The sequence below is a fragment of the Floridaenema aerugineum BLCC-F46 genome (assembly GCF_041929345.1).
Classification (GTDB): Bacteria; Cyanobacteriota; Cyanobacteriia; order Cyanobacteriales; family Aerosakkonemataceae; genus Floridanema; species Floridanema aerugineum.
Genome location: NZ_JBHFNQ010000045.1, coordinates 1 through 25511 on the forward strand (window position 1 = coordinate 1; position 25511 = coordinate 25511).

Sequence of the window (25511 nt, forward strand, 5' to 3'; positions counted from 1 at the left end):
TGTCCTACAAGATGCCTGTCCTACAAGATGCCTGTCCTACAAGATGCCTGTCCTACAAGATGCCTGTCCTACAAGATGCCTGTCCTACAAGATGCCTGTCCTACAAGATGCCTGTCCTACAAGATGCCTGTCCTACGGGACTAGGAAATATAGGAATGCTATTTAATTTGTAAACTCCTCCTTTTCTTCTCTTTTTCTTTCCTTCGCGTCCTTCGCGTCTTTGCGGTTCAAAAAAAATCTTTGTCACAAATCGATAAGATTGCTATAGATTTAAGATGAAAAGGGATCAAAAGAAGAATATAAATTTCTCCTAGTCCCCAGTCCCGTAGGACAGGCATCTTGCCTGTCATCCCGAATCCCCAATCCCTAAGATTATGGAAAGAGGTTTATTTTGGTTGCCTTTGCTGGCATTATTTATTTGGTTAGCTTGGGCGGGTTGGAATGAATACCAAAAGTTAGAGGCTTACCGGATTTGGGCCCAAAAGTTCGATCGCGCCAAGTATGATATTTATGCTGTACTTGGACAAAAGGGTTGTGATTTAACTTGGGGAAAACCGACGCGCCAGGAACCAGTAAATCTGCAAACTTTTTCGCTCAAAGATGTAGGAGATATTCGGTTAATTGTGGACGATCGCGCCTACAATTTAGCACAACCCCCAGAGAAAGGTCGTACTATTTCTTTGGAATTTCTCTTTTCTAATTCTCTTAATTCGGTGCGAATTCCCTTTACACAACTTGCTTTAGCGGTGCAGTGGGGAAATGCTTTACAGCAAGATTTGTCTGGTTAGTTAATCGACACAAAAAGAGGACTAAAGTCCTAAATTTAGTCCTAACTACGAACTGTTACTGTCCAGTGACTTTTTCTACAATTGATTTGGCTTCTTGAATTATTCCTTTATCTGGTTGAGTTTCTTCGTAAGCTTCTAGGTTTTCTTCGTATTCTTTTTCTATTCCTTTGGGATCGTTAAGGGCCTTAATTTCTTCTTCGTAACTTTTTTCCCGTGGAAGTTTTGGTTGATTAGAATTGTCAATTTGTGTTTGCATTGGCTGTCTCAGTGAGGGTGCTTCTGCTAAACTTTGCTGAGTTGGGAAAAGTACCAAAGCTGATACACTAAGGAAAACTATTAAAGTTGAAACCAAAACTTTATGCCAGGTTTTTTTTAAGGTATAAATAATCCGGCTCATACTAATCGACTCCTAATTTCTTTGTCCAAAATAATAGTATTTTTGATTTAAAAACCTGGCTTCTACCCAAAGGTACATTCAAATAGTCTCGAAAATTACAGATTGTTAACTAAGGGCAGTTTTACGGTGAAGGTTGCGCCTTTTCCTTCTCCTTCACTTTGGACGTAAATAACGCCGCCATGTAATTCTACGATATGACGGACGATCGCTAATCCTAGCCCTAAACCACCGTAACATCTAGTAGTTGAACCATCAGCTTGACGAAAGCGATCGAATACAAAAGGAAGAAATTCTGGTTTAATACCTATACCTGTATCTGTCACTTCAATGATTGCGAATTTGAGGAGAGAAGATGCACAAGAAAGTTTTTGTTTTTCCGTTGTCTTTTCCCATTCTTCTATTCTCAAGTTAATGTCAATGCAGCCGCCAACTGGTGTAAATTTAATGGCGTTGGCTAGTAAGTTCCAAATCACTTGTTGTAAGCGATCGCTATCTCCTAGAATTTTCTCGTTAACTTGATTTTGTCCAAAGTTCAGTTGAATTTCCTTGGCAACAATAGATGGTAGAGAAATGTTAATTACTTTCTCTATGATTGGAACAATATCTATTAAGCTAATTTGTAAATGTAGTTTTCCGGTGACAATTTGTGAAACATCAAGGATATCTTCTATTAATTGTTTTTGTGACCTAGCGTTGCGTTCGATTGTTTCTAAAGCTTTAGCGACAATGGTATCACTAAGTTTACCACTACGCAAGACTTGTGACCAACCAAGGATGGCGTTTAATGGGGTGCGTAATTCATGGGAAACTGTGGTTAAGAAATCATCTTTAATGCGATTTATTTGGGCTAATTCTTCGGCTTGTTTAATTAAAGCTTCTTGCATGAGTTTGCGATCGCTAATTTCTGTAGATATACCACAAATTCCATAAGGAATTCCTTCGCAATTATAAAGGGGACATTTTAAAGAAATAACTGTCACAGGTTGAGAGTTAATTATCGCAAATTCTTCAAATTCTAAAGCCTTTCCCAATTCAATTACTTTTTGCTCATTCCGACGATAAGCTGCTGCTGTTTCATCAGGTAAAAAATCATAATCTGTTTTGCCTAACACTTGTCCTCTAGAAACATTAAAAATCGTTTCACATTTATGGTTAAATAGTAAATATCTCCCATCTAAATCTTTAATATAAATTGCAGAATAAGAGTTTTCCACTATTGTTTGTAACCAAGATTGAGATTGCCATAAAGCTGCTTTTGTTTGCTCAAGTTTAGTGATACAATCAAAATATTGTTCTTGATATTGCGGGATTTCTACTGGGGTTTTTAAGGTATTTTGGCTTTTTAATAGAGTTACTGGAGTGATAAATAAAAAGCTTTGAATTAAGAAAAGAGAAGCTTGGATAAATTCTTCTCCGCCTAACAGTAAGGAGTTGATAGGAGGTAGGAAAAAATAGTTAATTGCTAACGCTGTTAATGCAGTAGCAAAAATTGCTGCTTTTAGGCCACCATACCAAGCAGTAATAATTACTGGGGAGAAAAACAGTACAAAAGCACTTGTTGTCACATCAATTACCTGATTCAGCAAATACATGAGTGACAAAACAAGTATCTCTATTAAGAGAGTAAATCCATATAGGTGAAAGCCGGAAGCAGCGATTTTTTGCATAAATCTCTCTGTAATAATTTGTGTTATTTCATCCCTTACAATTTATGTTTTCCTAAACACAGAGAGATTTTGCATCAATCATAAAGGTGATTTTTTATTCGGGCTTTATCTTCCTATGGGGAGATTGATTAATAAATTTATTGAAATGTTGCTTGGCAAATTCGTCGGAAATGTTCGCCTCTTTCTTCAAAACTTTGGTATTGATCGAAGCTAGCACAAGCCGGAGAAAGGAGTACAACTTTAGCCTGATATTGTTTTGCTAGTTCGGCGGATTTAGGAATAGCACGTTCCATCGTTTCAACTATTTCATAACTAGTATAGCCTATTTCATCAAGTCGTTTAGCAAAGGCGTTTGCAGCATCACCAATGAGTAAAACTGCGGCTGTTTTAGCTTTAATCATACTCATCCAACCTGTGTCATCTCCAGCTTTTGCTTCCCCACCTGCGATGAGTATTGCTGGGGCTAAAACGGCATTTAACCCCACTTCGGCAGCATCATAATTTGTGGCTTTACTATCATTAATAAAGTCAATTCCTTGCCAAGTGCAAATGTGTTCTAAACGGTGGGGAACTCCGGGGAAGTTGTTGATTGCTTTGGCGATCGCATCTTTTTCAATTCCCGCCAAACAAGCCGCCGCTACTGCCATTAAAAGATTTTGTTGGTTATGATCTCCCACCATTTTTAAAGCATTAGCTGGAAGAATCTTTTCTTCGGCAAAAATCACCCAACCATCTTCTATATAAGCACCTTTACCATTAATTAACTCAGCTTTTCCTTTAACATTTGTCCAGTAAGCATTGGGAAAACGATTTGGTGCATTATTCTGTAAATAAGGATCGTTACCGTTAAAAATTTGGTTCTCGGATTGCACTAATAAATGTGCCTTAATGTTAAAGTAATTTTCTAAGGTTTTGTGGCGACTTAAGTGATCGGGGGTAAAAGTTGTCCAAACACCAATGCGAGGTGCAACTGAGGCGGAAGACTCGATTTGATAACTGCTAATTTCGGCAATTACCCAATCTGGAGGAGTTTCGGCTAAGGCTAATTCACAAGCAGCAAAACCGATATTACCGCAAGCGGGGGCATTAAATCCAGCTGCTTGAAATATGGCTGCAATTAAAGCGGTAGTAGTAGTTTTGCCATTAGTTCCGGTAATAGCTACCCAAGGAATATTTCGCAGATATCGCCATGCTAATTCCATTTCGCCGATCGCTTCAATCCCTAATTCTCTGGCGCGGAGTAAAAGTGGTGCATCCCAAGGAACTCCGGGACTAACTACGATTAGTTTTGGTATTTCGGGACTATCTAATTCTAGGGAATAACCTAATTTAACGTCAATTCCTTCACTAATTAGTTGTTCTGATTGCTGTTGTAAGTTGGGGTTGTTGTTGCGATCGCTTACTGTAACTTGCCAACCTTCTCTTTTTAGCAGTCTTGCAGCAGCATTTCCCGATCTTCCCAAACCAATGATATGAGCAATAGGCATAAGTTAAAAGGTTATTCCCTGATTTTTCCCGTTTATAATATTACAACCTAATGCGCTTTTGCAATTCACTCTGTTGAAACTGAAGTGAAAACCTCTAACTTTTTTAGGGATAAGCTGTAACTATGAATACCAATCGTCCAAAAATTACCCCGATTCTCAGTACCATTTTCCAGCAATTAGCTTTGGTGTTGCTGCTGATTACCTCTGCAAATACTGTATTAACAGGATGTACAAATCCATTGCAAAAGCAGCCGGAATTAAAGGAAAACTCTTCTGAAGGAAAGTCGGTTAATCAACAACAGCAAAATAAAGATGATGATGATGATGATGAGAAGAAGGAAAAGTCACAAGGTAAAGATTCAGATGATGATTAATCAGTTTTTTGCCTACGTCTTAAGACTCTTGGCTGTTGCTATAACCCTCTTTAAATTGAGGAGAAAACCGCTAAGTTTTTTTCAGGATAAGCTATAACTATGAGTACAAATCATCCAAAGATTACGCCCATTATCAGTAGCATTTTCTACCTATTTAGTTTAATGTTGCTGCTGAATACCTCTGTAACTGGCGTATTAGCAGGAGAGGTAAATCCATTGTCAAAGCAGCCAGAGTTAAAGGAAGATTTTTCTGAACAAATGTTAGTCAATCAAGTAAATCGCAACAAAGATGAGGATGACAAGAGAGAAAATTCACGAGGTACAGATGACGATAATGATGATGACAATGACAATGACAATGATGATAAAAATGATGATTAAAAACCGCTCCTGACGCAGAGGACGCAGAGAAGAAATAGAGAAGAATGTAGAGACGTTTCATGAAACGTCTCTACATTTTTTTGACGTAAAAATTAAAGAGGAGTCATCAAGGCAGATTTAGGATTAAGGTAGGTCTAAATAAATAAGTGATAATAGTTATATTTAGATGGGGCGGGGCGGGTGCCCCCCCCCCAACAGATAAACGTTTGGTGTGGGGGGGGCAGACAACCCCCCCGGGGTGTTAAAATTAAAAAAAAATTTTTATTTTGTGGGGGGTGTTCACCCCCCCCGCCCCATTCTTAGATAACTATTATCACTTTATTTATTTGCACCTACTTAAACCGCAAAGAACGCGAAGGAAAGAAAGAGAAAAAAACAGGGTGAGCATTGCCCACCCCTACGGAGTTGATAGACTAGCAAGGGAAACTTAGATTATTCTGCCCCTTCGATCGGTGCGAAACCTTGACGTTGGATATTTTCCGTCACCACGCGGGGTTCCAGGAATTGTAGCAGATAATCGGGCCCTCCGGCTTTAGATCCGACACCAGAAAGTTTAAATCCTCCGAAAGGCTGACGCGAGACGATCGCACCTGTAATTCCTCGGTTAATATAAAGATTACCCACCTCAAACTCTGCGGTTGCTTGTTCGATGTGCGAAGGTGTGCGCGAGTACAAACCGCCAGTTAAGGCGAAGTTCGTACCGTTGGCAATTTGCAAAGCTTCCTGAAAATCTTTGGCGCGAATGCAGGCGAGCACAGGGCCGAAAATTTCCTCTTGGGCAATTGTAGCAGTTGGCGAGACTTCGCTGAAGATGACGGGGCCGATGAAATATCCCGCTTCTGAAGAAGGCATTTCTAAAACTAGTTTACTTTCTTCTTTGCCTTTGGCGATGTATTCCCGAATGCGATCGCGTGCCTTAGAATCAACTACAGGGCCGACTTTTGTACTAGGATCTTCAGCATTACCGACGTTTAAACTGCGGGTAACTTCCACTAAGCGATTCACAAAGGTATCGTACACCGAATCGACGGCAATTACACGCGAACAGGCGGAACATTTTTGTCCACTGTAACCGAAAGCGGAATGCACAACCCCGGCAACGGCTTGATCTAAATCCGCACTTTCATCGACAATGATGGCATTCTTGCCACCCATTTCCGCAATTACCCGTTTGAGATGTTTCTGACCGGGTTGTAAAATGGCAGCATTGGCGTAAATGCGACATCCGACTTCTTGCGAACCTGTGAAAGCTATCATGTTCACATCGGGATGCTTCACCATGTACTCGCCAACAATTGAACCTCTTCCGGGTACGAATTGGAAAACTCCCGGAGGCATTCCCGCATCGACGAGGATTTCTGCTAGTTTAGCAGCAATTACGGAAGAAACTTCCGCAGGTTTCAAAAGCGTGCAATTTCCGGCGACTAACGCTGCTACAGTCATTCCTGTGGCAATGGCAAAGGGGAAATTCCAAGGAGAAATTACCAATGCAATACCCAAAGGTTGATAAATGTAACGGTTAGTTTCGCCAGCGAGGTCGTAGTTGTATCCTTGATCTAAGCGTTCGATTTCGTTAGCGTTGTAACGACAAAAATCGATCGCTTCTGAAACTTCTCCATCTGCTTCTTGTAAAGGTTTGCCAACTTCTAATACAATCCAAGCACAAAGTTCGGCGCGACGTTGTTCCATTAAATCACCTGCTTTCCGCAGAATGTCGGCGCGTTCTTTGGCAGATTTTTTGCGCCATTGGGGAAATGCTGCTTTTGCTGCTTTCAGTGCTTGTTCTGCTTGTTCAACAGATAATAAACCGATTTTACCAACAATTTCCTTGGGATTGGAAGGGTTAACCGAATCAAAACTTTCGGAAGTATTTTCGTACTTCCCATTAACTAAAGGTAAGTAAGTTTTCCCTAATTGTGATCTCACAATGCGATAAGCTTCTTGTGCTTTCTCCCGCTTATTTTTGTCAGCATAATCTGTATCTGCCACATTGGGAAATGCGCGTTTTGCCGCCAAATCTGATACAGTATTATTAGGAGAAGGCGCAGCTAAGAGTTCTTCAATCGGACGGTCTTCTAAGTTTTGTCTGAGGAAAGAACTGTTAGCAGTATTTTCCAACAAACGGCGAATCAAATACGCCATTCCCGGAAGTAATTCCCCATAAGGACAGTATACTCTCACCCGATAACCTTTATCAGCTAAAGCTTTAGCTAACTTATCTCCCATTCCGTACAGCACTTGCATTTCAAAGCAACGCTTGGGAACATTGAGAGTTTCCGCAATTGCCATTGCGCGTGCTTGAGTTCTGACGTTATGACTACCAATTGCTGTATATATATATTGATAGTTTTCTAACAGCATTTGGGTGAGTTTTTCATAATTAGCATCAGTCGCCGCTTTATCATTATAAACAGGTTGTTGCCAATCTCTTTGAGCAGCTTTGATGGTTTCTTGATCCCAATATGCGCCTTTTACCAAACGAACTGTTACCGGATATTCGCGCAATTTCGCCCATTCTATTAAATCTTTCAGGTCTTTTTCACTATCACGCAAGTAACCTTGAATGGTAACACCAATATCGGTACGAGAACGAAATTCCTCTTCCAACAAAACTCGTTTTAAAATTGCCAGAGTCAAATCTTTGTAAGCATACTGTTCCATATCAAAATGAACAGCCGCTCCCAACTCTTGAGCGCGACGGAGTAAAATACGAATACGATCGCTAACTTTCTCCTCACTTCCCCGATCGTCCAAAGGGTCAAACTGGGAGTAAAATGCAGTTAACTTCACCGAAACTTGTACTTTGGGAATTGCTTGTCCGTCAGCTTCATCAATTTGAGGAATAGTTTTCCAACTCTTAGAAGCTTCCGTCAACTGCTGCATCAATTCCAAATACTTTTTCAGATACAGTTGTGCTTCCGACTCAGCAATTACCGCCTCACCAAGAAGGTCAATGGTAAAAGCCATTTTATCCTTTCTGAGACGTTCGATCGTCTTAATTACCTGCTGAACATTTTCCCCAGCAATGTACTTATGCGCCAACGCCTCCACCGCAGTCGAAACAGTTGTCGCCGCCAGCTGTCCCGGCATAGAATCAGCAGAAGCAAAATTTAACATTCCCTTCAATGCGCTGGGAAGTTCCACCGACTCATCACTGAGGTATTCTTGTAAATGACGAGCAACTTCAGTTTTGCTACGCAGTGCCGGAAGACAGTCAATGAAGCGAAACAGCTGCACGCGCAAACCTGGATTACTCATCGCCCATGCAAGCAGTTTATCATCCCAGCGCATTTGGTCGAGCACATGGCCAAAAAACGATCGATTTTCCTTAGTTGCTGCTAAAAGTTGTTTAGCAATCTCTTGGGTTTTAGGTTCGTAAGTGTTATTATTTTGTGCAACCACAATTGTGGACTCCTATTATCGGCAAAAATAGGGATAAAAATCCCGTATCCTCTATTCTTACGTTTTGGGGTGACATTTGCGATCGCATCCCCTCCCAAATATACCTCCACATCTGCGTTCATCTGCATTCATCTGCGTACTAAAAAAAGAACTCAAGCAAAAACAGATAGCTTACATATACCATCTGTGTTCATCTGTGTTCATCTGTGAACATCTGTGGTAAAAAAACACAGGCATCCCCTACTAACCTCTACATTTGCGGAATTTCTGTTAATTGCGGAAATATATTAAGTTCGGGGGCTAATTAATTTCAGTATTAATACGGTTGTGTTTTATGGGGTTGGCTAAGTATATGCAAAACATACTTTTACAGTTCCTATAAAAATTTTGTATGTTTTTTTATAAATGCAGCTAAAAAGTATTGACACTCTTCACTGAGCATAGTCTACAATTAAAATATATCAATAAATTGCAGCTACTAAACAATTTCAATTATTCGGCAAAGCTTATCCCTTTATCAAAATGGGATGTCGCTTTTGCATGGTCTAAATCAGGGATAGATTGTAGTGTCAGAGGAGTTTCTCAGTAAATAAATGTTAGCTTCTGATTCAACATTAATTGATCTTCCTAAAGATAGAGATTCAGCTTTTTGGCAACTATGGCAGCAACATCAAGATTATCTTTACCGTTGCTGTGTGAAGTGGATGGAGGGGAATACAGCGGAAGCAGAAGATGCCCTCAGTCGGGCGATGCTCAAAGCTTGGGAGAAGCTTAGAAATGGTAATCATGTTATCAATAATTTTAAGGCTTGGTTGACCCAACTTACTCGAAATCTCTGCGTGGATATTCATCGAGAACGCAACAGAAGTTCTCGGAAATTTGAAAGTTGGGAAGAAATTGCTCCTAAAAAGGAAGAAGAATTTGCTAGCCAAGAAGAAACACCAGTTCTTGCCGCTACGCGGCAAGAACTCGATTTATTTTTACGTAATATAATTGATGAGTTACCAGATAGATTGCGCCAGACTTTTGTTCTGCATTTTGAAGCAGATTTATCTTATCGAGAGATTGGCGAACAGCTGAATATTTCCTACGATAACGTTCGTAAACGAATTTCTCAGGCGCGGGAAATTTTGCGAAAGCGGTTGAGTGAAGATTTTGTTGGGGAGGATGAAACTAACTGTGATTTGTCTGAGTTTAAGTCAAAGGTTTCTCCCGAATCTCCCAAACAAAGGAAGTCTAAGAATACTGCACGAAAAGAACTAGTTGCAGAAGAGAATTTGGCATTATCTGAGGAATTAGAAAAAGCCGAAACTGTTGAGGATGAAAAAACCGATGTTTCTAGCTTTGAGGAACAAAATTCCAGTTGCAATTATACTGTAGGGACACGGCATCATCAAATCATGTCGGTCATCCAAAATTTTAATTATGCCGTGTCCCTACAAAAATGTTCACGTTGGCACACCAGTATCATAATTCTTAAAGACCCAGAAATCCGATTTCTGAGGGCGAATACTTTTAATAAAGAGATAGATTCAAGCTAAATCCGGGCAATACATTTTCACCTGATAATTCTTTAGGAAGATTTCGCACTTCTACCTCTTCTCCTTGGCGATAAATTTCTACTTGTTGTTGGGGGTTAATCAACCATCCCAATTGTACCACTGCATCCGTATCAGATCCCCGACTTCTTTAAGAAGTCGGGGATCTATAACCCAATTGCAGATTCCCAAATCGGCAATTAATTCCGCTTCTCGATTGGCGGTTTCGCCGCCAAAGGGTGGCATAATAATTAATTCTCCTGTAGCCGTTCGTTCAAACTGTAACTCGCGGTTATTTTGACATAACTGATAGAACTGTTAATTGTTCATCTGAGAGGTGAACAGTGTTGATGTTTAGGTTTAAGGTAGTGGCAACCATAGAGTTTAGTTTGAATAGTTTTTTTGACCTTGTTTTAACACTTGTTACGGGAATGAACTATAAAAGTGCCGCTCAAAATAGGGTTTGAGGGATTTGAAAAAATTTGTTTTGTGGAATAATTCACAAATTGGATTGGGGGAGCGTCTTATTTGTAGATGAGAAAAAACATCTTGAACAGCGTAAGTTACTTAATATGATTAAATTTCCAGATCTGAAGGGCGAGCCACCTTGCCTTCCACAGCCACAACAGGTAAAGACTGCATTAAGTGGGGATGATCAGCTAAACAGGGAAAAATCTCGTTGGCGAAGCTAACAGTGTGCGGTAGTTTATCCGACCATCCGACTTTTTCGACTTTACGATCCGACTTTTCCGACTGACGCGGGAGGGGGATAGAAGGCATGATGGAGATAAGGATGCAGTAGAGAAACGTTGATAGGATTTTGTGCCTTAAAAAGGAATTGGGTGCAATTTATCGTAGTCGCGGATATCACGAGTTGAGCTACGGTCAAATGAATCAATCTCACCTTTCGGAGGAATACTATGGAACTAAAATCGACAATATCTATTAATACCAACTGGCTGACAAAGAGCAAAGTAGCTTTAGTGTTATGGAACAATAAACTCTGGATGGCTCACCAAGGAACTGATAGCAAGTTGTATTTGGGGGCAATCAATCCCGATACCCTAAAGGTTGAACTTTTAGAGGTTAAGGAGGATTGGAAAACTAATCACGCTCCCGCATTAGAGGTTCACGATAACAAACTCTATTTGTTTCACGTAGGCATCGAGCAACCATATGTCTGGGTTGCAACCTTCGACTGTGAGCGCAAGTGGTCTAATTTGAAAACGCTTACTAAGAGAACAAGGATTGAGGAAATTCCAAGAACATCCGCGCAAAGGCACGAAGACAGAAAACGCGGAAGGACAGAAGTGAATAGGGAGGTGGAAACACTCATCACGCCCATCCTGGTGAATTGTGGACACGGAGAAATAATGGTGTTTACGGCACACTCAGATACATTAGATCAGTTTCTGATCTATGGTGATAATATTTCAGAGGTGATTCCTCCACCGATACAAAAACTGTTTTCTCGCACAGCAGCAATAGTATCGTATAACGGACAATATTATCGAGTGTTTCGCAAAGATGATGGAAGTTTGGTTTGGGATTGTCACCGCATGGTAGAAAGTAGTGCGATCAATTCACAGCCAGTTCCTCTTCTTCGCGGCATTAAAATGGCATCCGATACCGATGCTCCCGCGTTAGCTGTATATAAAGACCGTATATATTTAGCATTTAGAACAACAAACAACTCAATCTACATAGTAATATTAGATCCCAAACTGAACAAGTTCACACAATTAATGGAGATTCCAAACATAAATGATGCTCAAACCCAACCATCTTTGGTAATAGATAATGATCGAGTCTTCCTAGCATACGCGGGAAAAAATAATGAAATACGTTGTCTATTAATATCCCGTGTCTCGGCTAGAGTAATACAATCGTCACCTATTGTTGAGCAAATTAAACCATCAGGTGTGGAAAAAAAAGAACCAAATGACCGACGTAATTGGATGGAAAATCTTTATCCAATTATCCAGAATCGTTGTCTCAATGAAATCATTATTCCAGGAACGCATGATAGTGGATGCTACCAATTTCATTCAGTTTCAATCAAAACTCAAAGCAAGCCGATTTATCAACAGTTAGAAGCTGGAGTAAGATATTTTGACCTTCGGTTTGCCTGTCTTGAAGTAGGATATTGTATTCATCATGGTTTGGCGCTAAGTTTGGAGACAACTTTGACAAGCATCATAGGACTGTTCAAAATATTTCTGGAGACTCATCCAAAAGAGATAGTAATACTCCACATAACCCATTATCAAAATTTCAACAAAAATGATTACGAAAAGTTCTTAAGTGAAATATGTTATTCCTTGGGTTCATTTATGGCAAAAAGACCCGTAGATTCTAATAATCTGCCAACAATCAAAGAAATGGTAGACGCAAATCAACGGGTTATCATATCATCAGATTACAAGGACACACCAAACAAATACAAGCACTTAATATGGGATGATATCGAATCTCCTTACAATGAAGAAGTCTATATGACAGGTAATCCGGACAATATCGTCAATTACCTGAGTAAACTGGTGGAAGAAAAAGGGAGAGAAAAGTTGTGGGTACTTCAAGGCGTAATGACACTAGATCATGTCCGTACAATTAGCGGTGTACTAATCGACGATCTGATTGCTGTTTCAGCACCACTAAATATTGCAGCTACTATAGCGGGTGCAGAGGAAAGTATAGGAGGGGCATTAGACGTAAGCATTAAGAACTATGCAGAAAGAATAAACCCAATAATAGCAACCAATTTACTCAGCAATGCCTGGAGAGGAAAGTACAACATCTTCATCAGCGATTTTATCAGCAGTAATTTGATAGAGACAGCGATCAGAATCAATGAACATTTGGGAAACTGATAAGCCGCTGCAAATAACCGCATTACCCAAAATGTGCCAGATATAAAAGGAAGAGTGAGGATAAGCGAGTCATCAATTCCTCGAAAACGGAATCAAAGCAAAGTTTTCCGTGAATCCAATACACTGCACAAAAATTGTTTACGAATTGTAGGAAGGCGATCGCTCCACAACCTGATTAAATTTCCACGTCAAAAGAGCGATCGCCCCTTCACCTGATGAAATTCTCATATCAAAAAGGCTTACGCCTCTCTAGCAAACTTTTACTGTCTATTTAATATTCAACCTACTATGGGACTTAAAACTTTACTGATCGACAAAATAGATAAAATCCCAACAACTTCCAAAAATCTTCATGTTGTGATTGTGGGGGCGGGGATTGCAGGTTTATGTGCGGCTTATGAACTAGAAAAAAGAGGACATACCATAACTATCCTAGAGGCTGATCCTAACCATATTGGAGGAAGGGTGCGTACTTTACGCTTTGATAATGGCCTCTATGGTGAGCTTGGAGCTATGCGGATTCCTCAAAAACACGAACTCACTCTACATTATGTGAATAAATTCGGTCTGCCTTTACGAAAGTTTGTCGATCGCAATCCTGATGCCTATTATTATATCCGAGGACATAAAGAACGGCGCAAAAATGCCACTAAGCTAAATCAGTATTTCAAGCTAACCGGGTGGGAAAAAACAGCGACACCTAATGATTTGTGGCAAAAAGCTATTGGGGAAATTTTAAGCGCACTCTCAACCAAAGAACAGGCAGATCTTTTCGCTTTAGGTAAGACAACACAAGATATCGATCGGTTATCTATGCACCAGCTTTGTGAAAGAGCAGGGCTTTCCCAAGAGGCGATCGCTTTTTTGGCTATCACCCAAGGGATTGAAACTCTTATGCCAAATGCTGCTACAGAGCATTTACGTGAAGCTATCCAGGAACTCTTTAGTAATCAATTTTATGAAATTGTGGGAGGTTTCGATCTTTTCCCAACGGCTTTTGTTAAAAGGCTACGTTCAAAACCTGTTTTGGGTTGTGAAGTGGTGCGCTTAGAGCAAGATCCAATCAATAAGTGTGCTAGTGCTATATATCGGTATAAGGGCAAATTAAAAAAAGCAGAAGGTGATTTTGTTCTATGCACCCTGCCTTTCTCTGTCTTAAATCGTCTGGAAATTAATCCCGCTTTTTCTGCATTGAAACAAAGAGCCATTCAAGAATTAAAGTATCAACCAGCCACCAAGATTCTGGCTATTACCAAAAAGCGTTTCTGGGAGATAGACGATAAAATCTTTGGCGGTGGCACTTTTACAGATTTGCCCACAGGAATGACGTATTATCCTTCTGATAATGCTCAAGCAAAAAATCCGCTAGTTTCCCATAGCCCTAGCGTAATGTTGGCATCCTATACTTGGGGTGAGGTAGCACTTCAATTAGATCAACTTGATCCTGAGAAACAAAAAAATTGTGTAATCAAGAATCTAAGTCATCTCCACCCGCAAATTACTCAGCTAGATATGTTGCAAAAAATTACCAATTGGAGTTGGAATAATCATGAATGGTCTAAAGGGGCATTTGCTTTTTATTTACCCAGTCAACATTCTGATTTGTACGAAGCTATTATTGCACCTGAAGGACGAATTTATTTTGCTGGCGAACACGCATCTTTGAAGCATTCATGGATGCAAGGGGCTTTAGAATCAGCCTTGCAAGCTGTTCAAGAAATGTTAATTTTAGCAAGATCAGTGAATGATTGTCAAGGAATTTATACATTATGAAAATAGCTAATCTAACAGCTGATTTTTTAGATTTTTCAGCATCAGAAAAAAAACAAATAGAAGCACTAGGAGAATATATTGAATTTCCTTCTCCAAAAAATGAATCAGAATTGATTGCTAACATTAGTAACGCTAATTATGCTATTATTTCACCTTTAGAAAATTATATTATTTCTCATCATTTTTTTGATGCTTCACCGCATTTGAAAGGAATTTCTATTACTACGACTTGGTATCATTGGATCGATACTAAATTGGCTCAAAAACGCGGTATTATTGTTTCTAACCTTGGACGTTATTCAAAAGTTCCGGTAGGTGAATTAGCTATAAGCTTAATATTTGCTTTAGCTCGAAAAATTCCGGCTGCTGATCGAGCAACTAAAGAAGGTTATGGTCGATCATCTGGTTTAAAAGGTTTTGAGCTAAAAGGAAAAGTCCTTGGTATCATTGGTCTAGGTTCCATTGGTTCTTACATAGCTCAACTTGGTCAAAGTCTTGGGATGCAAGTTATTGCTTATAATCGAACTACTAAAGAAACCGAACTTTCTTTAGTATCGCTAGAAGAACTACTGCAAACAGCAGATGTCATTGTCATTTGTTTAGCTTTAAACGCTGAAACAGAAAATATCCTCAATTTAGAGAAGTTATCATTCGTCAAGCCTAATTCGATTATTGTGAATATTGGGCGAGAAGGTCTAATTGACCAAGAAGCTATTTATCAATTAGCACTACAAAATAAAATTGGAGGGTATGCTTTTGAAATAGATGAACCCAGAAAAATGCCAATTAAACAAGAACTAATCAAACTTGATAGCGTCATTGCTACGCCTTACATTGGTTGGTATACTCCTGAAACAATGCAACGTATTAAGCAAGTAACCATTGCCAATATTCGAGCAATGATAGAAGGAACACCGATTAATATAGTTGTTTAATTACTTACTCAACTTTTTGAATTTAAAATAGCTTCGAGTAAGTATAAAAATCTGATACACACTTATATGGAGGCAATTATGATGTTAGAAAATTTATCAATCCCTAGCAGTCAGATTTTTGTCTGGGCTTTTATTCCCTATAAAATTACACCCCAAGGATTAATTGGAGAATTTTATGACAATGAAGGTTATCGTCAAGATTTAGCAAACGTTTTTCACGAACTTGGCATTAAATGGAAATGGCAGCCAATTACCCTAGAAAATATGCAATCAGTAGTTGAGGAAGTATTAGCTTCTAATAAAGACTATACTCCGGTGGTGCTGAATTATTGTAATGGTTTTGATGAAGTTGATGGTTATCCAGGTCTTTCTGTAATCAAGTTGTTGGAAGAGAAAGGGATTATTTTTACAGGGGCAGATTCTAATTTTGAATATCTTACAATCTCTAAAATCAGAATGAAGCAGGCTTTGGTTGAAGCTGGTGTATCTACTGCACCTTATGAAGTAATTTCAGACATGAACTGTATTGCAGGAATTTGCCAGCGTCTTCCTACTCCTTTGATTGTGAAACCATCAATTTCTAGCGCCAGTCAGGGAATTTGGCTGAATTCTGTTGTTCAAAATGATGAACAGATCGGGTTACAAGTCCAGCGTTTGGTAAACAAACAGCATAAGAAACAATGCCCATTAAATAACATTTTTGTAGAAAGATTTATCAATGGCTCAGAGTTTGCTGTTTTCCTGATAGGAAATGCTAGACACCCAGATAATATCAAGGTTTATCCAGCAATAGAACGAGTGTTTCACCCCAACTTGCCTGAAACTGAAAGATTTTTATCTCATTATCGCTACTGGGGACAAAATGAAGGAGAAACTTCTTTATTACCAGAAGAAAAGTTTTGCTCTTACCAACTGGCCGAACCAGAACTGCATAAGAGGCTTGGCGAGTTAGCCAAACGTGCTTACTGTGCGATAGATGGCAATGGTTATGGACGGATTGATTTGCGTATGGATAAAGCATCCCAAGAAATATTCGTTCTGGAGGTGAATTCTAACTGCTCCATTTCTTCTAAGCCTCTGTTTGATTTTACCGATCCCAGTGCTACCTCTGTGGGTACTATCTTATACCTTTCCGGTATGGCGTTTACGCAAGTGATGATTGAGATTATTGCTGGAGCTTTTACTAGGCATAATAGTTTGTGTTTGCGGTATTAAAAATCAACATAAATCCTTGTGTTTCTGAGAATATAAATAGGAAATGATAATGAATATTAATTACAAATGGCTCATAGAAGCTGCTCCTGATTTGCCATCTTTTGAACAAGAAAAAGCTATATGGAATAAGATTCATGCTGAATATTCCAAATTCACTTTCAGTATGACTCAAAATCCTAAAATATGTGAAAAACTCATACACCCTTCTACTGATTATGATAGTTTTGTTATCCCTAACTCTCCTGAAACAAAAGTTTTGATTCCCGGTTGTGGTTCGGAGATTTACCTTCAAAAAACATTATTAGGCTTTTGTCCGCAGATTGGACAAATTTACTGTACTGATTTCTCAAAAACCGCTATCGAACAAGCTAAAAGAAATTGGCAAGAAGTTGATGGAAAAAACAGATTAAATAATCATCAATTAGTTTTTGAGGAAATTGATTCTACAAAGCTGACAAAACAAAAACCTGAATTGCAGGAGCAATTTAATTATGTCTTAGTTGTTAATTCGGTGTTATCAGGTGACGATCGAATAAATCGTCAGATGCTTGCTGAATTTTATCAAGTGCTTAAACCCGGTGGTAAATTATACGGTTTTTTTCCCACTATATTTTGGGATTTAGAAGTAGCCTATTTAGATAAATCTAAAGCACATTGGTTAACAGATGGAACAATTGACTTACCCCATAGTGCTTGGCATGATAAAGAATGGAAAGATCGACAAATCTATTATACTCCCTTGCGGTTGAATCGAATCTTTAAGGAAATAGGCTTTAAACGACTAAGTTTTGAAATTGATTTTGATGATTCTGCTACGGCAATGAATAATCTAAAAAATATTTATAATATTGAAGAGCCTGATATTTACAATTGGGAATTTATAGTGCGGCTTGAAAAATAACTGAAAATATATGAACATAATCAGATGAATCTAATTTGGTTTCTCAAAGAACTGAATAAATACATCGCCCCCTACCAATGGTTAGCTATTCTTCTGATCGCTCGTGGTCTTTTTGAGGCAGCTTTTGAATCCTCAATCAGAATGAGCTTAAAATTTATTATCGACGCAGCCATTATTCCCCAAAATTACCGTCTTCTGGTTTTAATTATCCTATTGCTGGGTGGAGCAGCAATTTTATTTGTATTCGTCGGTTTACTAGGAGATTTTTGGGCGACGCGGTTTAACATTTCAGTCATCAACAATATCCGCCACTCTATGTTCGTTCGCCTGCAAAACCTATCTATGGAGTTTTTTGGGCGACGTTCAGCCGGAGATATTGTCAACTGTTTTTCAGCCGATATCGAAAAAATAGAAAATAGCTTGGCTTACGGATTAATAATAATCTTAGAATTAGGCAGCATTCTATTTTCTGCTATTTTAATGTTTTCCCTCAACTGGCAGTTGGGTTTAATTAGTTGTATTGGTTTAACCTTCTGCACCCTAGCACCCGCCAAAATTGGTCAAACAGCGACAGAGCAAACCTATCAACTGAGAGACAAACAAGGACAAATTGCCAATGTCGTTCAAGAAAATATTGTCTCCCAAGCAGTTGTTAAAATGTTCGGCTTGCAGCCCCGAACGATTAACAATTTTTCCAAGGATTTGCAGGCTCTAAAAAAAGTTTATGTAAAAGCCAAGTTTTCCTCTTATTTAGTCCAAAGGATTCCCACTTTAGTCTTTGTATTTGTCCAGCTTGCCGTCATCAGTATCGGCGCAGTAATGACCTACAAAAACATAATTACAGTAGGTACGCTCGTCTCTTTTCAGGTTTTATTAGTCGGTTTAAATCTAAATATCCTCAGCTTTACTTTTTCCCTGCCCTACCTAATAGAAGGAATAGCCGCGATGCAGCGCATCTCCGTTCTGTTGGCTGAAGTTCCCCAAGTCCAAGACGCACCAGATGCCATTGAATTACCCCATTTTTACCGTGAAATTCGATTTGATAACGTTATCTTTAACTATTCTTCAGAGCGAAAAGGAGTTAATAACCTATCCCTAATCATCCACCAAGGCGATTTTGTCGTTTTTGTTGGACATTCAGGTGCGGGTAAAAGTACAATAGTTAACCTATTAACCCGACTTTATGACCCCGATAAAGGTAGCATTCTCTTTGATGGCATTGATTTGCGTTCCTGCACTCAAAAATCCCTGCGGGAGCAAATTGGACTGGTTTCGCAAGAAGTAATTTTATTTAACACTTCAGTCCGAGAAAATATCAGAATGGGATATTTAGAAGCCACCGATGAGGAAGTAGAAACCGCCGCTAAAGATGCGGAAATTCACGATTTTATTTTAACTTTACCTCAAGGTTACGATACCCCTGTCGGTGACAGAGGCGGACAATTATCGGGTGGACAACGCCAAAGAATTGCCCTTGCTAGAGCATTAGTGAGAAATCCTGCTATTCTCATTCTGGATGAAGCCACATCAGCACTCGATTTGACAACAGAAGCGGGTATTCTGGCGACGATCGATCGCATCGCCAAAGAACGCACAGTAATTATGATTACCCACCGCATTACCCATGCGTTGCGGGCTAATAAAATCTTTGTGCTGGAAAACGGAACCATTGTGGCATCAGGTAGCCATGCAGATTTGATTGAACAAAAAGGAATCTATGCCACACTTTGGCAACAAAGTAATCAAGGCAATAATCAGAAAGAAGTTGCTGTTTCCTAAGATGAGATCCCCCCTAGCCCCCCTTAACAAGGGGGGAATTTGTCTTAAAGTCCCCCTTGTTAAGGGGGATTTAGGGGGATCTCATCTGTGTTGCATTCTTTTTTCAAAGTGCGATCGCAAACAGGTAAATTAATGGGGATGCGATCGCTATTTTGTAGTTTTCTGGGAAATGCGATCGCTAAAATTGCAACCAAGTTATGAGATGTTAATGTATAAATTACGAGGCTCTATCGCCCTAAATCGGCACTTGCACCAATCGAGCCACATCATCACCCAATCGAGTAAAATCATGAGGATTTAAAGTTAATAATATATCAACTTCTGCTTTAAGCGCAGCCTGAGCAATTAAACTATCAAAAATCCCTCCTCCTGGTAAATTTAAACTCACCATTTTCGCCACCGTCTCTTCATAATCTTCAACAGTTAAAGCAACTTTCTTAAACTTATTCAAATTTTCCCTAATTAATTGTTGTGCTAACCCCGGATTAATTCTTGGAGTGCGAGGAAAGCGAGTAAGTACAGAATAAAGTTCAGCTATACTGTGAGTTGAAATAAATCCTTTTATTTCTTCTGTTCTAACTCGCTGTAACCAAGCAAAACATTTAGAGTGATGGGGATGTTCTTCCAGCATCGTTGCTACTAGCACAGATGTATCAAACAAAACTCTCATCACGGCATAAATTTCCTAATTCTTTCTTCTCGCATTTCTGGGACAAGATTTTCCCATTTAACTTCTTCTCCCGCTTCTCTTGATGCAGCTTTTACAACTAACACTCCTTCTACATAATGTACCATAGAATCATCGATCGCTGATGATTCCAAATTAGAATCTTTTTCAGGTGAGATTGTGTCCTTTCGTTTGCTGTTTCGCCATACCAAAAAATCAACAAAATCTAGAACTTTTTGAAGTTCACCTTCTGGCAGTCGTTCTAAATTTTCCGCTATCTTTTGTTTCAAAAATTGCATAAATTTATTAACCTTTACTAATCCAATCTCGAAAATCAGCTTTCCCCGTTCCTCAAAGCGACCCGAAATCATATTAACCCACAATAACCATCTTCATTCAGCCGAAAAGCAGTTAACCTCACTTTACCATTAGACGGATAATGCACTTTTACTTTTTGCATTAAACTATCGAACTTTTCATCAAGCAAATAGTTACCCGTTTCTGCATCAATAGCGATGAACCAATTGTAATGAGTTGGCATTAGTTGTGGGCGAATTTGCTCGAAAATTTGGCGACATTGCTTACCTAATTCTTCCCTTTGGGCAATGCGTTTGGCGCGACTTTCTGGACTGCTTTGGTATTCGGGAAAAATGCGACCTCGACGAACTTGACGTTTTTGGGTTGATTCTGTCATTTGAGTAAAGGGACGGATTAATTTTGAGATATTCTTATTGTATGGCTCAGAAATCGGGTTCTGCTCGTTCCCACGTTCTACCTGGGAACATAGAGGTGATAATGTTCGTAAGAGAATTGGAGTATTATACTATGTCATCCCGGCTCTTTCGGGTTAATGGGGAAAAATGTTCATATATGTTACAAACCAGGGAACGGTGCGTTAGGCACGGGAATTTATTGATGGATTGGAATGCTGAATTTATCGCCCGTGCCTAACACACCCTACGATTAAATAAGATTTTGTTATCACCATAAATCCGGTAGAGCCGTCATCCCCAGCAATTACTACCGTAATAGCTATGATGGAGTCTTTACCGAAAACTTTGCAAGAGCAAGTTGCAGAACATTTACGAGAATATATTGCCGATTTGGAAGATGAAATTAAATGGGATAAATCTTTTCAGAAAACGCAACAGCAACTAATTAAAGCAGCACGACGCGCCAAACAGGAAATTGCAGAAGGAAAAGCTAATTTATTAGATTACGAACAGCTATGAATTCTGCAACTCTTCAGTGTTTTGTAGTTTTTTGGGAAATGCGATCGCTCTCGATCGCTCAATGTGATACTTTTAAATTGCACCTCTAGATCGAATCGTCTATTGTGGCTAAAGATCGTTTTCATCAAGTTGTTAAGACGGCTCTTACTAAGGATGGGTGGAATGTTACTCATGATCCACTTAAGATTAAAGTAGGCGGTGTAGAGATGGAAATTGACTTGGGGGCAGAACGATTACTAGCAGCAGAGCGAGGAGATGAGAAAATTGCGGTAGAAGTCAAAAGTTTTTTGGCTAGTGCATCAGCAATTTCAGAGTTTCATACAGCACTGGGGCAATTTATTAACTATCGCGCTGCATTACGTCGTGAAGAACCCGATCGCACTCTCTATCTAGCCATCCCCGATCTAATCTATAATAGCTTCTTTCAACTTGATTTTCCAGCATCAATGCTGCAAGAAAATTCCGTAAAATTGATTATTTACGACATTGAATTGGAGCAAATTTTACAATGGAAGGACTAACGGATAAATTAACCAACTATCAGCAAATTGTCCAGCAATTATTGATGGATTATGCAGAAATTAAGCCAGCTTATGGTGATATTGAAGTTGAAACTATCTTTGATACACAGCGAAATCACTATCAAATTGTGCATCTGGGTTGGCAACATAAACGCTGGGTGCATCATTGTATAATACATCTTGATATTCGCAATGATAAAATCTGGATTTTTTACAATTCAACAGAGCATGATATTGCAGCAGATTTAGTTAATTTAGGCGTACCAAAACAAGATATTGTGTTAGGTTTTTATCCTCCTTTCATGCGAGAAATGAGTGATTATGCAGTGGGCTAAAAATTCTTGTAAATAGCATGACTCCCCTTTTGACGGTCAAGATAAAAACCTAAATTTTCGATGACTTTGATAAAGTCTTTAGCCTTGACGCTGGGAAAATTACTCATGCCAATATCCTTAAAGGCTTAACAATTAAATCTTCAGTAGGAATTGGCTGATTATCAGCCCTTAAACTTTCAATATATAATTCTATAGCTTCTGTGATATTAGCGATCGCTTCTTCAAAAGAATCTCCTTGAGAATGACAACCTTTTAGTATAGGACAAAAAGCGTGATAACCTCCATCTGATTCTTTTTCCAGAATAACTGTGTAATTGTAAATTTCTTTAGTGTTGTTATCCATAAGTTTTCAATTTGTTGGTAATCTACCTACTTTTAGCTGGGCATGATTCCATAGTAACTCACAATTAGTGTAAAGTGAGGCGAGTTAAAAGTGTGTTGGATCGCACTCATTCCCCCTCATCTTCGTGAAAATCTTCTGGATATTCTTCAACTTCCACTTCCGCAAAATCAACCTTATCATAAATATCTGCCAGAGGTACTTCCACCTGAAAAGAACTGAAAGTTAATACCGGATCTTCTTCATCATAAACACTATAAGACCAACGTTTATTTTCTTGTTTAGAATACTGTTCGATAAACATTAGATTCTGAGCGATCAAAATATATTCTTGAAAGCTAGGGATTGTTTGATAGAATCTAAATTCATCACCTCTATCATAATTATTAGTTGATTTCGATAAAACTTCAATAATTACTTGAGCATTGGTAATAGTATCTTTCCGATTATTGTAATATTCCGGTTGACCTGCGATTACCATTACATCAGGATAAGTAAAGCGTTTCACTTTCGGTATCCATAAGCGTACATCACCGATGAAGACTCGGTAATTTTGTCCTTTTAAAGCCAGACTTAAAGCGATGTAAATATTTCCAGCGATTTGATTATGATTTGTAGTTCCACCCGTCATTGGTACAATCTCCCCATCGTGATATTCACTTTTAAATTCTGCGGTTTCTTCTCTTGCTAAATATTCCTCTGGGGTGTAGTGTTGCCGTTCTGTTGACTGTAGAGTAGCGGTCATAATTATTTTCCCCCAACTTAATTCTTGCCTTGTGGCTATTTTAACATTTCAATGCCCTACATCTGCGGTTAGAAAATTCATAAAAGCATTCACCGCATCATATTGATCTGCCATGCGAGAATAGAACTCTAGCGATCGCAAATCCAATTCCGGCAAAACTTCACTATTACTCACTAATTCATATCCCGTTTCCCGCAAACAATAAACCGAAATTACACCATCTTGCCAAAACCAAACTTCCCGAACTCCCACTCGTCGATAAATTTCTAAAACGTCAATTCCCCCGCTAGTTACTATCACTTCAATTGCTAAATCTGGGACTGATTTGCGCGTACCCAAACAATAAGATTCATCTGGTTCTTTCCTTGCGCCTAACTCTTTTTTTCCGATCGTTGTACTCCCTCGTCCGTAAAAACGAATGTTTTTCATCCGCAGATAAATCTCTAAAAGCTGACCTAAAGTGTTTCTAGGTTCTTCGTGTTCTTCAGATAAGGGAGACATAATTTCTAAATACCCATCCAAATAAGTTAAACGTGCGCCTGTTCCTGTCAAATCTACATCCAACTTTTCCAGCGTTTCCCATGTTACATTTGAAAGCAAAGCTCCCTTTGTAACTAATCCTAATTGAGAAGTTGCGACAAACATACAAGTCACCTTTTGCGATCGCATTTCCAGTTTAACTCGTTCTCGAAATTTAAAATCTAATGACTCGACAACCACACGATCAATTTGCCAAACAATATTTAGAAGAACTCCTAGTGGAAAGGAAAGAAAATTTAACTGAAGATGAGAGGGAATTGATTATGAATTTAACACCAGCTTATTTGGAATGGCGGGAAAATACTTTACGTGAAGGAATGCGCGAAGGAATACAGGAAGGAATACGAGAAGGAAGTTTACAGGAACGTCGCCTTGTTGTGGGAAATTTGCTGAGACTAAGATTTGACTCTGTGGATGAGGAACTGGCGAAGGTAATTGAACCTTTACTACAGTTACCTCCAGAGGAGTATTCGCGCTTGATACTTCAATTATCCCGTGAAGAATTGTTGGCTAGGTTTGGTATTAGTACTAATTAATATACTGTTCACGGTCATAGAGTAGGGGCGAAGCATTCCGGCAATAATTTGTTGGTTATCGCCAAATATATGTACCGGAATGCTTCGCCCCTACAAATCAAAACAACAGTTTGTGACCGCGCCGAGTATATTAAGTCTTTGTCCGGTGTAGGGTGCGTCAGAAAAACTAAAACTTCGCTTAGTTTAACAATTTTAGATCTGACGCACCCTACTTGTTTACCCAACAGGAAAAGATTAGTTATGCCGTGACTTGGTGCGTTCACTGTTGAACTGTGGGTGGTAATTCATTGGGGGCAATATTAATAAATGGTAGCGCACCATTGCCACCTAAAACAGTGGGGAAATGTCCGTCCCATTTGTCGATCGCTCTTTTCTGCAAAATCTCTGCTGTTAAATTTTCTCGAAGTAATCTTTGCGCTTCTGCTTGTCCTTTAGCACGGTTAATTTCTGCTTGTGCTTCTTGGGTAGCTTTTAAAGCTAAAAACTCGGCTCTTTTGGCTTCTTGTTCAGCAATTTGTTTGGCTTCCACTGCTTCGCTAAACCTTTGAGAAAAGCGAATATTTACCAAAGAAATATCATCAACTGCGATGTTATACTGAGCTAATCTTGATGTCAATTGCTCGTCAATACCAGCTTTGACTTCCCCCCGTTTGGTAATAATTTGTTCTGCTGTATAAAGCGCCATCACTGCTTTTAAAATCTCTTCAATTGCCGGATTAATAATGCGTTGTACTACTTCATCTTCATCCCCAATTTGTTGAAAAACAATATTAGATTTATCTGGGCTAATATGCCAGTTAAGTGCTACATCTGTAAATACATCTTGCAAATCTTTAGAAGAAGCTTGGGCGGGAATTTGATGTTTTTGCACTCGGACACTGAGAGTTTTTACGGTGTTAACTATGGGGATAATTGGGTGTATTCCTTCAGTTAATACCTGCTCTTGAACTTGCCCAAATTTCATGACAACGCCTCGTTCGCCAGCATTAATAATTACAAAAGGTTTAAAAAAAATTGCGACTACTAAAAGCAATATGGTGATACTTGCCAAGATGTAAGAACTATGGGAAGATTTCATTGGCTATTTA

25 protein-coding genes and 2 pseudogenes are annotated in these 25511 nt (G+C 39.1%); 14 read left to right on the forward strand and 13 right to left on the reverse strand.

Annotated elements, in window-relative coordinates:
- The first annotated feature begins 374 nt into the window (after positions 1–374).
- Complete coding sequence (locus ACE1CC_RS05080; protein ID WP_413269386.1) at positions 375–788, forward strand: hypothetical protein; 414 nt, start codon at positions 375–377, stop codon at positions 786–788.
- A gap of 55 nt (positions 789–843) precedes the next feature.
- Here the strand turns inward: ACE1CC_RS05080 and ACE1CC_RS05085 are convergent, their stop codons facing one another.
- The 3 genes from ACE1CC_RS05085 to murD all read right to left on the reverse strand — a co-directional run bounded on the left by ACE1CC_RS05085 (position 844) and on the right by murD (position 4339).
- A complete protein-coding gene (locus ACE1CC_RS05085) occupies positions 844–1185 on the reverse strand; it encodes a hypothetical protein (protein WP_413269387.1) in 342 nt (113 codons plus the stop codon).
- Positions 1186–1280: 95 nt separating this feature from the next.
- Positions 1281–2852, reverse strand: a complete 1572-nt coding sequence (locus ACE1CC_RS05090) for a PAS domain-containing sensor histidine kinase (RefSeq protein WP_413269388.1) — start codon at positions 2850–2852, stop codon at positions 1281–1283.
- 137 nt (positions 2853–2989) lie between these two features.
- Positions 2990–4339: a UDP-N-acetylmuramoyl-L-alanine--D-glutamate ligase gene (gene murD / locus ACE1CC_RS05095; RefSeq protein WP_413269389.1), complete on the reverse strand. Its 1350-nt coding sequence runs from the start codon at positions 4337–4339 to the stop codon at positions 2990–2992.
- 122 nt (positions 4340–4461) lie between these two features.
- Between murD and ACE1CC_RS05100 the strand changes: the two genes are divergently transcribed.
- Together ACE1CC_RS05100 and ACE1CC_RS05105 are read left to right on the forward strand one after the other, a co-directional pair.
- Entirely contained in the window at positions 4462–4713 is a 252-nt protein-coding gene (locus ACE1CC_RS05100) for a hypothetical protein (protein WP_413269390.1), read from the forward strand.
- Positions 4714–4812: 99 nt separating this feature from the next.
- On the forward strand, positions 4813–5094 hold the full coding sequence (locus ACE1CC_RS05105) for a hypothetical protein (protein WP_413269391.1): 282 nt from the start codon (positions 4813–4815) through the stop codon (positions 5092–5094).
- Positions 5095–5526: 432 nt separating this feature from the next.
- Here ACE1CC_RS05105 and pruA read toward each other — a convergent pair whose 3' ends face one another.
- Positions 5527–8499 carry an L-glutamate gamma-semialdehyde dehydrogenase gene (pruA, locus tag ACE1CC_RS05110; protein ID WP_459563803.1) on the reverse strand — a complete coding sequence of 991 codons (2973 nt, stop codon included), beginning with the start codon at positions 8497–8499 and terminating at the stop codon, positions 5527–5529.
- Between the two features lie 590 nt (positions 8500–9089).
- On the opposite strand from pruA, the gene ACE1CC_RS05115 reads away from it, so the two are divergent.
- Positions 9090–10037 (forward strand): RNA polymerase sigma factor, encoded by a 948-nt coding sequence (locus ACE1CC_RS05115; protein WP_413269393.1) that lies wholly within the window; start codon positions 9090–9092, stop codon positions 10035–10037.
- On the opposite strand, the pseudogene ACE1CC_RS05120 reads toward ACE1CC_RS05115, so the two are convergent.
- Positions 10012–10413, reverse strand: a pseudogene (locus ACE1CC_RS05120) (Uma2 family endonuclease). The gene ACE1CC_RS05115 and the pseudogene ACE1CC_RS05120 sit on opposite strands and share 26 nt — an antisense overlap.
- A gap of 541 nt (positions 10414–10954) precedes the next feature.
- On the opposite strand from ACE1CC_RS05120, the gene ACE1CC_RS05125 reads away from it, so the two are divergent.
- The 6 genes from ACE1CC_RS05125 (at position 10955) to ACE1CC_RS05150 (ending at position 19507) form a co-directional block, all read left to right on the forward strand.
- On the forward strand, positions 10955–12904 hold the full coding sequence (locus ACE1CC_RS05125; RefSeq protein WP_413269394.1) for a phosphatidylinositol-specific phospholipase C domain-containing protein: 1950 nt from the start codon (positions 10955–10957) through the stop codon (positions 12902–12904).
- A gap of 288 nt (positions 12905–13192) precedes the next feature.
- Complete coding sequence (locus tag ACE1CC_RS05130; protein WP_413269395.1) at positions 13193–14677, forward strand: flavin monoamine oxidase family protein; 1485 nt, start codon at positions 13193–13195, stop codon at positions 14675–14677.
- Positions 14674–15612: a 2-hydroxyacid dehydrogenase gene (locus ACE1CC_RS05135; RefSeq protein ID WP_413269396.1), complete on the forward strand. Its 939-nt coding sequence runs from the start codon at positions 14674–14676 to the stop codon at positions 15610–15612. Before ACE1CC_RS05130 ends, ACE1CC_RS05135 begins: the two co-directional genes overlap by 4 nt.
- 78 nt (positions 15613–15690) lie before the next feature.
- Positions 15691–16827 carry a D-alanine--D-alanine ligase family protein gene (locus tag ACE1CC_RS05140; RefSeq protein ID WP_413269397.1) on the forward strand — a complete coding sequence of 379 codons (1137 nt, stop codon included), beginning with the start codon at positions 15691–15693 and terminating at the stop codon, positions 16825–16827.
- Between the two features lie 49 nt (positions 16828–16876).
- Positions 16877–17728: a class I SAM-dependent methyltransferase gene (locus ACE1CC_RS05145; protein WP_413269398.1), complete on the forward strand. Its 852-nt coding sequence runs from the start codon at positions 16877–16879 to the stop codon at positions 17726–17728.
- 24 nt (positions 17729–17752) lie between these two features.
- Positions 17753–19507: an ABC transporter ATP-binding protein gene (locus ACE1CC_RS05150; RefSeq protein ID WP_413269399.1), complete on the forward strand. Its 1755-nt coding sequence runs from the start codon at positions 17753–17755 to the stop codon at positions 19505–19507.
- A gap of 235 nt (positions 19508–19742) precedes the next feature.
- Here the strand turns inward: ACE1CC_RS05150 and ACE1CC_RS05155 are convergent, their stop codons facing one another.
- The 3 genes from ACE1CC_RS05155 to ACE1CC_RS05165 all read right to left on the reverse strand — a co-directional run bounded on the left by ACE1CC_RS05155 (position 19743) and on the right by ACE1CC_RS05165 (position 20868).
- Positions 19743–20177: a type II toxin-antitoxin system VapC family toxin gene (locus ACE1CC_RS05155; protein WP_413269400.1), complete on the reverse strand. Its 435-nt coding sequence runs from the start codon at positions 20175–20177 to the stop codon at positions 19743–19745.
- A complete protein-coding gene (locus tag ACE1CC_RS05160; protein ID WP_413269401.1) occupies positions 20177–20473 on the reverse strand; it encodes a hypothetical protein in 297 nt (98 codons plus the stop codon). Before ACE1CC_RS05160 ends, ACE1CC_RS05155 begins: the two co-directional genes overlap by 1 nt.
- 68 nt (positions 20474–20541) lie before the next feature.
- The gene (locus tag ACE1CC_RS05165) at positions 20542–20868 is read right to left on the reverse strand and encodes a hypothetical protein (RefSeq protein ID WP_413269402.1); all 327 of its coding nucleotides are present in this window, start codon (positions 20866–20868) and stop codon (positions 20542–20544) included.
- Between the two features lie 340 nt (positions 20869–21208).
- Here ACE1CC_RS05165 and ACE1CC_RS05170 point away from each other — a divergent pair, with 340 nt between their 5' ends.
- The 3 genes from ACE1CC_RS05170 to ACE1CC_RS05180 all read left to right on the forward strand — a co-directional run bounded on the left by ACE1CC_RS05170 (position 21209) and on the right by ACE1CC_RS05180 (position 22262).
- Positions 21209–21406, forward strand: coding sequence for a hypothetical protein (locus tag ACE1CC_RS05170; RefSeq protein WP_413264399.1), 198 nt, complete (start codon positions 21209–21211; stop codon positions 21404–21406).
- Between the two features lie 104 nt (positions 21407–21510).
- Positions 21511–21927 (forward strand): element excision factor XisH family protein, encoded by a 417-nt coding sequence (locus ACE1CC_RS05175; RefSeq protein WP_413269403.1) that lies wholly within the window; start codon positions 21511–21513, stop codon positions 21925–21927.
- Positions 21915–22262: a XisI protein gene (locus tag ACE1CC_RS05180; RefSeq protein WP_413269404.1), complete on the forward strand. Its 348-nt coding sequence runs from the start codon at positions 21915–21917 to the stop codon at positions 22260–22262. The genes ACE1CC_RS05175 and ACE1CC_RS05180 overlap by 13 nt, the downstream gene beginning before the upstream one ends.
- Before the next feature lie 2 nt (positions 22263–22264).
- Here the strand turns inward: ACE1CC_RS05180 and ACE1CC_RS05185 are convergent.
- The 4 genes and pseudogenes from ACE1CC_RS05185 to ACE1CC_RS05200 form a co-directional block, all read right to left on the reverse strand.
- A pseudogene (locus ACE1CC_RS05185) lies at positions 22265–22369 on the reverse strand (type II toxin-antitoxin system HicA family toxin); the annotation flags it as partial.
- Positions 22366–22605 (reverse strand): type II toxin-antitoxin system HicB family antitoxin, encoded by a 240-nt coding sequence (locus ACE1CC_RS05190; RefSeq protein WP_413269406.1) that lies wholly within the window; start codon positions 22603–22605, stop codon positions 22366–22368. The pseudogene ACE1CC_RS05185 and the gene ACE1CC_RS05190, both read right to left, overlap by 4 nt.
- Before the next feature lie 106 nt (positions 22606–22711).
- Positions 22712–23347: a Uma2 family endonuclease gene (locus ACE1CC_RS05195; RefSeq protein WP_413269407.1), complete on the reverse strand. Its 636-nt coding sequence runs from the start codon at positions 23345–23347 to the stop codon at positions 22712–22714.
- Positions 23348–23395: 48 nt separating this feature from the next.
- On the reverse strand, positions 23396–23992 hold the full coding sequence (locus ACE1CC_RS05200; RefSeq protein WP_413269447.1) for a Uma2 family endonuclease: 597 nt from the start codon (positions 23990–23992) through the stop codon (positions 23396–23398).
- A gap of 59 nt (positions 23993–24051) precedes the next feature.
- Here ACE1CC_RS05200 and ACE1CC_RS05205 point away from each other — a divergent pair, with 59 nt between their 5' ends.
- The gene (locus tag ACE1CC_RS05205) at positions 24052–24423 is read left to right on the forward strand and encodes an RpnC/YadD family protein (protein ID WP_413269408.1); all 372 of its coding nucleotides are present in this window, start codon (positions 24052–24054) and stop codon (positions 24421–24423) included.
- A 259-nt stretch (positions 24424–24682) separates the two neighbouring features.
- Here the strand turns inward: ACE1CC_RS05205 and ACE1CC_RS05210 are convergent, their stop codons facing one another.
- Entirely contained in the window at positions 24683–25501 is an 819-nt protein-coding gene (locus ACE1CC_RS05210; protein ID WP_413269409.1) for a prohibitin family protein, read from the reverse strand.
- Positions 25502–25511 lie beyond the last annotated feature (10 nt).

Bases quoted from the DNA above. Each gene is read 5' to 3' on its own strand.
- ACE1CC_RS05080 (WP_413269386.1), top strand. From the start codon at position 375: ATGGAAAGAGGTTTATTTTGGTTGCCTTTGCTGGCATTATTTATTTGG.
- ACE1CC_RS05085 (WP_413269387.1), bottom strand. From the start codon at position 1,185: ATGAGCCGGATTATTTATACCTTAAAAAAAACCTGGCATAAAGTTTTG.
- ACE1CC_RS05090 (WP_413269388.1), bottom strand. From the start codon at position 2,852: ATGCAAAAAATCGCTGCTTCCGGCTTTCACCTATATGGATTTACTCTC.
- murD (WP_413269389.1), bottom strand. From the start codon at position 4,339: ATGCCTATTGCTCATATCATTGGTTTGGGAAGATCGGGAAATGCTGCT.
- ACE1CC_RS05100 (WP_413269390.1), top strand. From the start codon at position 4,462: ATGAATACCAATCGTCCAAAAATTACCCCGATTCTCAGTACCATTTTC.
- ACE1CC_RS05105 (WP_413269391.1), top strand. From the start codon at position 4,813: ATGAGTACAAATCATCCAAAGATTACGCCCATTATCAGTAGCATTTTC.
- ACE1CC_RS05115 (WP_413269393.1), top strand. From the start codon at position 9,090: ATGTTAGCTTCTGATTCAACATTAATTGATCTTCCTAAAGATAGAGAT.
- ACE1CC_RS05125 (WP_413269394.1), top strand. From the start codon at position 10,955: ATGGAACTAAAATCGACAATATCTATTAATACCAACTGGCTGACAAAG.
- ACE1CC_RS05130 (WP_413269395.1), top strand. From the start codon at position 13,193: ATGGGACTTAAAACTTTACTGATCGACAAAATAGATAAAATCCCAACA.
- ACE1CC_RS05135 (WP_413269396.1), top strand. From the start codon at position 14,674: ATGAAAATAGCTAATCTAACAGCTGATTTTTTAGATTTTTCAGCATCA.
- ACE1CC_RS05140 (WP_413269397.1), top strand. From the start codon at position 15,691: ATGATGTTAGAAAATTTATCAATCCCTAGCAGTCAGATTTTTGTCTGG.
- ACE1CC_RS05145 (WP_413269398.1), top strand. From the start codon at position 16,877: ATGAATATTAATTACAAATGGCTCATAGAAGCTGCTCCTGATTTGCCA.
- ACE1CC_RS05150 (WP_413269399.1), top strand. From the start codon at position 17,753: ATGAATCTAATTTGGTTTCTCAAAGAACTGAATAAATACATCGCCCCC.
- ACE1CC_RS05155 (WP_413269400.1), bottom strand. From the start codon at position 20,177: ATGAGAGTTTTGTTTGATACATCTGTGCTAGTAGCAACGATGCTGGAA.
- ACE1CC_RS05160 (WP_413269401.1), bottom strand. From the start codon at position 20,473: ATGCAATTTTTGAAACAAAAGATAGCGGAAAATTTAGAACGACTGCCA.
- ACE1CC_RS05165 (WP_413269402.1), bottom strand. From the start codon at position 20,868: ATGACAGAATCAACCCAAAAACGTCAAGTTCGTCGAGGTCGCATTTTT.
- ACE1CC_RS05170 (WP_413264399.1), top strand. From the start codon at position 21,209: ATGATGGAGTCTTTACCGAAAACTTTGCAAGAGCAAGTTGCAGAACAT.
- ACE1CC_RS05180 (WP_413269404.1), top strand. From the start codon at position 21,915: ATGGAAGGACTAACGGATAAATTAACCAACTATCAGCAAATTGTCCAG.
- ACE1CC_RS05190 (WP_413269406.1), bottom strand. From the start codon at position 22,605: ATGGATAACAACACTAAAGAAATTTACAATTACACAGTTATTCTGGAA.
- ACE1CC_RS05195 (WP_413269407.1), bottom strand. From the start codon at position 23,347: ATGACCGCTACTCTACAGTCAACAGAACGGCAACACTACACCCCAGAG.
- ACE1CC_RS05200 (WP_413269447.1), bottom strand. From the start codon at position 23,992: ATGTTTGTCGCAACTTCTCAATTAGGATTAGTTACAAAGGGAGCTTTG.
- ACE1CC_RS05205 (WP_413269408.1), top strand. From the start codon at position 24,052: ATGACTCGACAACCACACGATCAATTTGCCAAACAATATTTAGAAGAA.
- ACE1CC_RS05210 (WP_413269409.1), bottom strand. From the start codon at position 25,501: ATGAAATCTTCCCATAGTTCTTACATCTTGGCAAGTATCACCATATTG.